The following is a 7873-nucleotide window of genomic DNA, read 5'->3' as shown; positions in this document are numbered from 1 at the left end:
GAAGAGCTATCCTTAGGATCTTTTAGGTCGGCCTCTACTTTTATTTCTCGTTTTCCGTCCAAATGATTGATAGTGATTTCTCCTCTAGCGATATAATAGGTAGCAATTTCACCTAAGGGAACACGATTTCCGGAGGCACTTACTATATGCATATTATCTAAATTCAAAATAGAAGAACGCCCTTCTCTTTCATAACGCACCCAGACAATAATCTCATCCTGTCCCCGCTGAAATCTTTGAACCTGTAAACCATTAAACCCGGCACGAACCTGCCCTATCACGTCATTTAAAGTAAAACCCAAAACATAGGCCTTGTCCTTTAATTCAATATTAATTTCATTTATACCTGCAGGATCATTATCACTTATATCACGCAACAGGCTGTTTTCTTTGATTTTTTCTTTTAGCTCAAATTTGGCTGCCTTTAGCTCCTCTATATTGTAACTTAACAGTGATACAGAAACAGGTTTGCCCCCAAAACTGGACCCGGCATCAAAGGTTAAACTCTCCGCAGAAGGGTGCTCACCTGCTGCCTGAGCAATAGATCCGGCTATTTCTGAAGCCGTAAAATCACGATCTTCACCCGGTAGCAAGTTGATTTTTAAAGAGGCATTGGCTGTACCCGGACCAATTCTCTTAATAATACTTTGAAAAACCTGGGCGCCACCTGACTGCTTTGCCGTGTATTCCTTATTGACCTCGATGGCCACATTCTCAATTTGTGTTATGATAGAGTCTGTCACGCTAGGGTTTATTCCTTGTGGCATTTTCAAAGTAACATTAACTTGGTCTGATGCTATGACGGGAAAAAAGGTTGTTCTAATTATCCCCCCTTGGATGGCTCCTGTAGTGATCACAAACAAGGCGATAAGAATTGAAAAGCCCAACACCTTGTTTTCCATACAGAAATGAAGAACCGGACTATAGAACTTATTGCGCAGAAAATTCAAGAATGTAGTTGCCCTGGTATTAAACCAATACTCTTTCTGACTACCGGAAAGTGCTTTTGAATGTGCCACATGCGCAGGGAGAATAACCAAGGCTTCAAACAGAGAGAAGGCAAGTGTTAATATGACCACTATAGATACCTCTCCAAAAAACTCTCCTAATCGGCCATCCAAATAAAAGAAGGTGGAAAATGCAACCAAGGTGGTAAGAATGGCTGAAGTAATGGCCGGTAAAACCTCCATTGTCCCATCTATGGCTGCCTGAACGCGGGATTTCCCCTGTTCATGGTGGTAGAAAATATTCTCAGCAATCACAATTCCATCATCAACCAAGATCCCTATCACTATTATCATCCCAAATAGAGAAAGTACATTTATGGTAATATCAAAATAGGAGGCCATCATAAACATTCCCATAAATGAAATAGGAATACCAAAAGCCACCCAAGCTGCCAACCTTGGACGCAAAAACAAGGAAAGAAAAAACAGTACCAAAGCTATCCCCTGTATACCATTAACCAATAAAAGCTCCGTACGTTCTACAACTATTTGAGACCTGTCATTGGTTATACTTAGCTGGATATTGTTGTGGGTTTCATTGAAATCTTTGGCATATATGGTCGTTTTCTCTGCAGCTTCAATTAAATCTTCATTGTTAGTTGTACTAATTGTAAATGAAATAGAGGGTTGATTATTGAAATAACTTCTATCAGGAGTTTCAGACCAGGCATCTTCTGCTACTGCCACATCTTCTAAAGTAACAATAGCACCATTTTCCTCGGTTTTTAGAATAATATTGTTAAGCTCTTTTCCATAATAAGATCGATTATTTACCCGAATCAAATAATCCTCTGCCTCGGTTTTAATAGCCCCACCGGTAACCAAAATATTGTTATTGGCCACAGCATTGGCAACATCACTAAATGTCAAATTATAGGAACGTAATACTTCTTCATTTACCGAAACCGTAATTTCTTCATCAGGATAGCCGGCAATTGTCAGCTGAGATATTCCTTCAATACCTCGCAAGTCATTCTCTATCTCCCTTCCGATGGTTTTAAGGGTTTTCAAAGGGATATTCTCCCCACTTAATGCCAACTCAATGGAGACATTTAAATTTTCATTTTTGGCAACTACCGGTGGCTCCATTTCTGCCGGAAAGGAAGGGACTTTATCTACAGCATTTTTTAAATCGGCCAATAATATATCTATATCATAACCTTTGATGGCCTCTATAGAAATGCTAGCCGTATTTTCCGAGGAAGCTGAAGTAAAACGGTCAATCCCCACAATCCCACGTAAATTGTCCTCAATTTTTAGAACAACCCCTTCTTCCATTTCTTGTGGGGATGCTCCGGGATAATTGATAGTAATGTCTATAAACTTCGAATCCTGCAAAGGAAAAAAGCTGGATTTTTAAGATAACATCCCAAATGTACCCAAAACCACTACCGCCAGGATAATGACATTGACTGCCACAGGGAATTTTATAAAATGTGATATAATTGATTTCATTTTTAATCTAGTGAATGGTGAAAAAACTGTACGAAAAAAGCAGAAGAGAAGTCACCGTTATTGCTCCTCGTAAATACTTACTTTCATGCCCGGGTAAGCTCCTGTAGGCAACTTTGTAAGCACTTTCTCACCATCTTTTAACCCGCTTATCACCACAGACTTTTCCTTATAAAACAAAGGTTCAATTTTCTTCTGGACGAGTATTGAATCCTCAACCACAAATACTTGATTCTTATCAAATACCACACTTCTGCTCAATTCATAAGCATTTTCAACCTCCGTGGCCATGATATTTGTTTTCACATACATGCCTTCTTCCAAGCTTTTACCTGTGACTTGTACATACACGTTTATCGTTTGGGTTTCACTGTTGACCAATCTGTTGATTCGAACAATTTCTCCAACCCATTCTTTTGAATCGTTATTTGTGGAGGTAACAGTTACTTTTTGACCAATCCCTAAAAAATCAATCATGCTAACACTCACAGGTGCTTCAATTTCAAAAACTGTTGGCTGAATAAATTCTCCCAACTTTTGTCCAGGCCTAATCAAAGAACCCGGAGTCACCAAAGCTTCCACCAATACCCCATCAAAAGGTGCCATAATATTGTATTTGGCCAAAGTCAATTCCATATTCCTCACATTGTAATAGGTAGAATAAATGGTCCGACCGGTAATAAACATCTTTTCCTGATTGGATTCAGGTTCCGGAAGTGCTGGCAAGGGTTTATTTACATCGATTTGACTCAGGAATTCATTTCATTTTTCAAAAGACGAGGAGTAGTCTAAACGAAGATCAGCAAGTGCTGAAGTCACCAAATTTTGAAGACTACTTTTCTGAGACATTAAACTAGCACGGTAAACATCCGACTCAATGGCAACCAAAGGCTTTCCTTTTTTATAGAAAGCCCCCTCCTTAAAACTACCTATAGGAGATGTCATTACACCTTGCACTTCTGCGTAAATCTCAACCCTATTCTTTGCCTCCAAACTTCCGGTAGCTGTAAAGCCCAAGGGTAATGTGGAATTTTTAATGGTTTCAGCAAACACGGTAGCCGTGGAAATGCCTTTATTTTTTAATGGTGGCTTTTTGCTTTCTTTCAGAATATTAGATAATGTAAACCCGCCAAACAAAACCGCAATACTTACGCCAATAATGATTAGTTTTCTTTTCATATACACTAGTTGCTATTGCAACCACTTTTTAGATTCTCAATATTTTTTTTCATTTTACCTAAAGTTCTTACCGTTTGTTCTAGCTCCTCCGCCGGTATATTTTCCTGGATTTGTAATACCAATTTTCTAAAGATCGGAACAGTATTCTGAAACACCTGCTCTCCGTGTTTGGTCAAATGAACCATGTTTATTCTCTTATCCCTTGCAGAAGGGATTCTCGCTACAAGATTTTTCTTTTCCAAAGTATTAATAAATCTGGCCAATGAAGCTTTGTCTCTTTCTGTAATAAATGCCAAATCATTCTGAGGTAAAGGCCCCTTCATCGACAAGGCTTTTAACACAAGCATCTGCTTCTTAGTCAAATCCACCCCGGCTTCCTTTAGGTTTGCATTAATGAAAATATCTACCCATTTCATGGTCTTTCCTAACCATGGCAAAATACCATATTCATTAATATTGGGCTTATAATCCTTATCCATTTCCATCAAATTTTGAGCAAATATAAATTAAATGATTGCATATGCAACTATTCAAATGTTTAAAATTAATTTTATCCAATGAATTGAGAGATAAACACACAACCTAAAATCATTAGTTTTATAGAGGTGTATTTAGTAAATAAAAAGGCTAAACTAGATCAACCCTGTAGTTTAGCCTTCAAATTAAAAACTATACAAAAAAATTGAAGGCAGTTTGAAAAATTCACCAATCCAGTGACATTAATTATGAAAAAAGGCTAAAATCAATTTAACCTCCCCATAAATGATAATTGAAATACTTAGACCGGTAAAGCAACAATAAACATTTACTCCACTACATGGATTAAAGTAAAAACCTTAGTTCCACATAATTCCTATTGCTCTCCTTGCGGCTTGTCTTGACGCTGATCACTTATATTGGCTTGCATTTTTTCCCTGGGAAAAACCTGATTCAATTTTTCACCGCCTTTGATACCAAAGTCCAGGGTACGGATTGGGAATGGAATCATGATATCTTCCTTATCAAATGCTTTTTTAATGGCAATAATAGCTTCACTTTGACTCTTCAGAAACTCCAATTGACTTTTAAAGGCTACCCAAATCATAATTCTAAAATCAATGGAGCTACTTCCAAAGGCCAAATAAACAAGGTCAATGTCTTTATTTTTATTAATATTAGGTACGTTTTCTACTGCTGCTATGGCAATGTCTCTTACCCGCTCCAAATCCTCCCCATAGGATACCCCGACATTTAAATCTATTCTTTTATAAGTGTTTTCAGAATCGTTTACCAGGGGATTTTGAAACAACATCTTGTTAGGAATGATAACCTCCTGTCCTTGAAATGAGGTCAGCTCTGTGGTTCGTATGCCAATACGTTTGATAATACCACTGTACCCTTCACAGTGGATCACCTGCCCAATTTTAAATGGTCGTTTTATGGCCATGAAAAAGCCGGCAATAAAATTAGTGGCAATGTCCTGGAAGGCAAAACCCAAAGCCAAACCAATTATTCCTGCCCCTGCAAGCAAGGAAGAAACAGTTTTGTCAAGGTTTAGGAAACTTAAAGCTGTAAAGACACCAATTGAAATAACTATGATATAAATTATTTTCGATATTATGGAAGAAAGCGAGTCGTTCTTAATTGCCTTACCCAGAAATCTATCGCTTAAATTTTTGACCACCCTAGCAACTAAAACAAATGCGATAAGCACCAATATCGCTACCACAAAATTTGGAAGCATTTTAACCAAAAGTTCTAGCCATCCAATTAATTTTTGAGTAAGAATATCGTAATATTTATTAATTTCCATGGTATATTAATTTCAGTTATTCAATTTCGAAGCCAATTACTATGCCTTTAATTTTTAAGGAGCCAAAAGATAAACCTATTGCATAAAAAAAAGTTTTAAACTATTTGGCGCAACATCAATTTAATCAGTTGGGAAAAGGCAATATTATATTTTAATAATAAAATAATTTTATTCCGACACACATTATAACAAGCAAAATCCTGCCCGCAGAGACCTCCAGCCAATTTATAACCTCAGACCATTGTTCGGTCGCCTCCACAGTAATAACTTACAGTAGAATTTTTATATCTTATCATGACTTACCCAAAGAAGCGTTGAAGTATCATAACCGATATTCTCAGCCATTTTCAGGTACTTACTCCTAATGTTTATAGGTATATCCGTCCCTCTAGAAAGTATCCATAGGTATTTTTGACTTTTCCCGGCAACCAAAGCATATTGATAGTCTTTGTCAATTGCGATTACATTATACCCTGAATAAAATGGCCCGAAAAATGACACTTTTAGCTTCCCCACATTCTCAGTCTCAACAAATTTTGCCTTTCCTATGGCTTGAGTCCATTCTTCTTTTTTTGTATTGTAACCTCGATTGTCGACCTTAATCGTCCCATTGTCATTGATAGAATAGGTGGCTGTGGTATTATTTAAGTTTTTTTCAAACTTGAAATCCATCCTGGCAATCTCATACCATTTACCTAAATATTTTTCCTTATCAAAGGATTGCACTGCTTCCGCCCCTTTTGGGATCGTTGCACAAGAGAAAAGCCCTATCATAAATATCCCTGTTAATAATAAGAAAACTAAAATTTGGTTTTTCATTAATAGAAAGCCTTTTAGAAGATGTATTAACTATTAAAACAAATGTTGTGCCTGTATCCCTATATCTAAATAAAAATCTTGATAGCATAAATCAAGTGTTGTTATTCCTTCAGTATTTCAGAAAAACTTCATCGCCCCAAACACTTTGCATGCCATTCTTCTTGAGCCAATATATCTCTTTTATCCACCAAAACTGATCTATGATCTATAATTAAACTCCTAATTATTTTGATTATAATAATTTGAAGTTTCTCTGAATAGTTTTTAACATCATTTTTTTGAATATAAAATCCCGGGCATGAATAATTTTTCAAGAAACTTTATATATTCGCACAAACTTTTGAAAGCCAGGTTTTATGAAAAAAAAGGCGGCAGTCATCGACATGGGCACCAATACCTTTCATCTGCTAATGATAGCATTTGACAGCAATGGTTTTGAGGTAATCTACCAAGAAAAGGTTCCCGTGAAAATCGGTCAGGGAGGCATCAATCAAAACATCATTCTTCCGGAAGCTGAAAAACGTGGATTGCATACCCTTGAGCATTTTCACAACCTCATTAAAGGGGAAGGCATTTCCCAAATTTTCGCATTTGCCACCAGTGCGGTAAGGAATGCTGACAATGGATTTTCTTTTATCCGGAAAATTAAAATACAAATCGGAATAGATGTACAAATCATAGACGGTGAGCGGGAGGCTGAACTGATTTATAAAGGTATTCGCTTGAGTGCTTGTCTTAGCTCAGCCAATGCCCTAATGATGGATATTGGTGGAGGATCTGTTGAATTTATTATTGGAAATGTGCATAAAATACTTTGGAAAGGAAGTTTTGAAATAGGTGGCCAAAGGTTATTGGACTTGTTCCATTACCATGATCCTATTCTCCCTGAAGAAGTGGAAAAACTATCCCTCTACCTGGCGGAAAAATTAACTCCGCTTATAAAAGCCATCAATACACATGCTCCTCAACAACTAATCGGAGCTTCCGGCACCTTTGATACTTTGACAGACATGTACCTGGCTTCGGAAGGAAAGAAAAAAGACAGAAAAACTATTCGTCATATTTTACCTGTTTCAGCCTTTGAAAACATGGCTTCAGAACTGTTGCTACTTGACAAAGCCAAGCGACTTAAAATCCCCGGTATGATTCCTTTAAGAGTAGACATGATTGTGGTGGCTTCCTGTCTGATTCGTTTCATCACCCAATGGGTTCCAACGGATCAGTTGGTTTGTTCAACTTACTCCTTGAAAGAAGGTGCTGTTTCGGAAGCAATGACCAAAACGGAAAAAATAAAAAGCACCAGCCTTACACCTACCCAATAAAAAAGGAAAGTTCTTCCATTAGGCTTTAACTTTTAGCATTTTTGCACCATCGATCACCCAATTTCTTGTCCAATAATGAACTTCACCCACCAACAATTAGAAAAATTTACCTTTGCCGTATTACAAAAAATAGGATGCCCTGAGGCTGATGCAAAAACTGCTGCCTCCGTCTTGTTGTCCGCAGACTTAAGAGGGGTAGACTCCCACGGAGTTGCTCGATTGTCAGGATACGTAAGACTATGGGAAGCGGGACGTATCAATCCTTCACCTAATATTAGGATAGTGCATGAGACTCCAAGTAC

8 protein-coding genes are annotated in these 7873 nt (G+C 37.4%); 2 read left to right on the top strand and 6 right to left on the bottom strand.

The genetic code is table 11. From position 1 onward, the window contains the following. From AAC037_RS14515 to AAC037_RS14490, 6 genes are all read right to left on the bottom strand, one after another. Positions 1 to 2345 (bottom strand): efflux RND transporter permease subunit (locus tag AAC037_RS14515; protein ID WP_339903656.1); only part of this gene is annotated, 2345 nt, incomplete at its 3' end. A 174-nt stretch (positions 2346 to 2519) separates the two neighbouring features. Next, complete coding sequence (locus AAC037_RS14510; protein WP_339903655.1) at positions 2520 to 3185, bottom strand: HlyD family efflux transporter periplasmic adaptor subunit; 666 nt, start codon at positions 3183 to 3185, stop codon at positions 2520 to 2522. A 36-nt stretch (positions 3186 to 3221) separates the two neighbouring features. Next, entirely contained in the window at positions 3222 to 3638 is a 417-nt protein-coding gene (locus AAC037_RS14505; RefSeq protein WP_339903654.1) for a hypothetical protein, read from the bottom strand. A 5-nt stretch (positions 3639 to 3643) separates the two neighbouring features. Further along, positions 3644 to 4117, bottom strand: coding sequence for a MarR family transcriptional regulator (locus AAC037_RS14500; RefSeq protein ID WP_339903653.1), 474 nt, complete (start codon positions 4115 to 4117; stop codon positions 3644 to 3646). A gap of 374 nt (positions 4118 to 4491) precedes the next feature. Then, positions 4492 to 5430 (bottom strand): mechanosensitive ion channel family protein, encoded by a 939-nt coding sequence (locus tag AAC037_RS14495; RefSeq protein WP_339903652.1) that lies wholly within the window; start codon positions 5428 to 5430, stop codon positions 4492 to 4494. 282 nt (positions 5431 to 5712) lie between these two features. After that, positions 5713 to 6249: a lipocalin family protein gene (locus AAC037_RS14490; RefSeq protein WP_339903651.1), complete on the bottom strand. Its 537-nt coding sequence runs from the start codon at positions 6247 to 6249 to the stop codon at positions 5713 to 5715. A gap of 356 nt (positions 6250 to 6605) precedes the next feature. On the opposite strand from AAC037_RS14490, the gene AAC037_RS14485 reads away from it, so the two are divergent. Continuing rightward, complete coding sequence (locus AAC037_RS14485) at positions 6606 to 7571, top strand: exopolyphosphatase (RefSeq protein ID WP_339903650.1); 966 nt, start codon at positions 6606 to 6608, stop codon at positions 7569 to 7571. A gap of 75 nt (positions 7572 to 7646) precedes the next feature. Further along, positions 7647 to 7873: Ldh family oxidoreductase (locus tag AAC037_RS14480; protein WP_339903649.1), on the top strand; the 227-nt coding region annotated here is incomplete at its 3' end.

Origin of the sequence: uncultured Cyclobacterium sp. (assembly GCF_963976465.1) — a bacterium.
Taxonomy (GTDB): domain Bacteria; phylum Bacteroidota; class Bacteroidia; order Cytophagales; family Cyclobacteriaceae; genus Cyclobacterium.
The sequence above is the reverse complement of the archived record's forward strand: the minus strand, read 5'-3'. Positions and strand labels throughout refer to the sequence as shown.

Excerpts from the sequence above, each read along its gene's own strand:
- AAC037_RS14505 (WP_339903654.1), bottom strand. The coding sequence starts at position 3,638 with ATGAAAAGAAAACTAATCATTATTGGCGTAAGTATTGCGGTTTTGTTT.
- AAC037_RS14500 (WP_339903653.1), bottom strand. The coding sequence starts at position 4,117 with ATGGATAAGGATTATAAGCCCAATATTAATGAATATGGTATTTTGCCA.
- AAC037_RS14495 (WP_339903652.1), bottom strand. The coding sequence starts at position 5,430 with ATGGAAATTAATAAATATTACGATATTCTTACTCAAAAATTAATTGGA.
- AAC037_RS14490 (WP_339903651.1), bottom strand. The coding sequence starts at position 6,249 with ATGAAAAACCAAATTTTAGTTTTCTTATTATTAACAGGGATATTTATG.
- AAC037_RS14485 (WP_339903650.1), top strand. The coding sequence starts at position 6,606 with ATGAAAAAAAAGGCGGCAGTCATCGACATGGGCACCAATACCTTTCAT.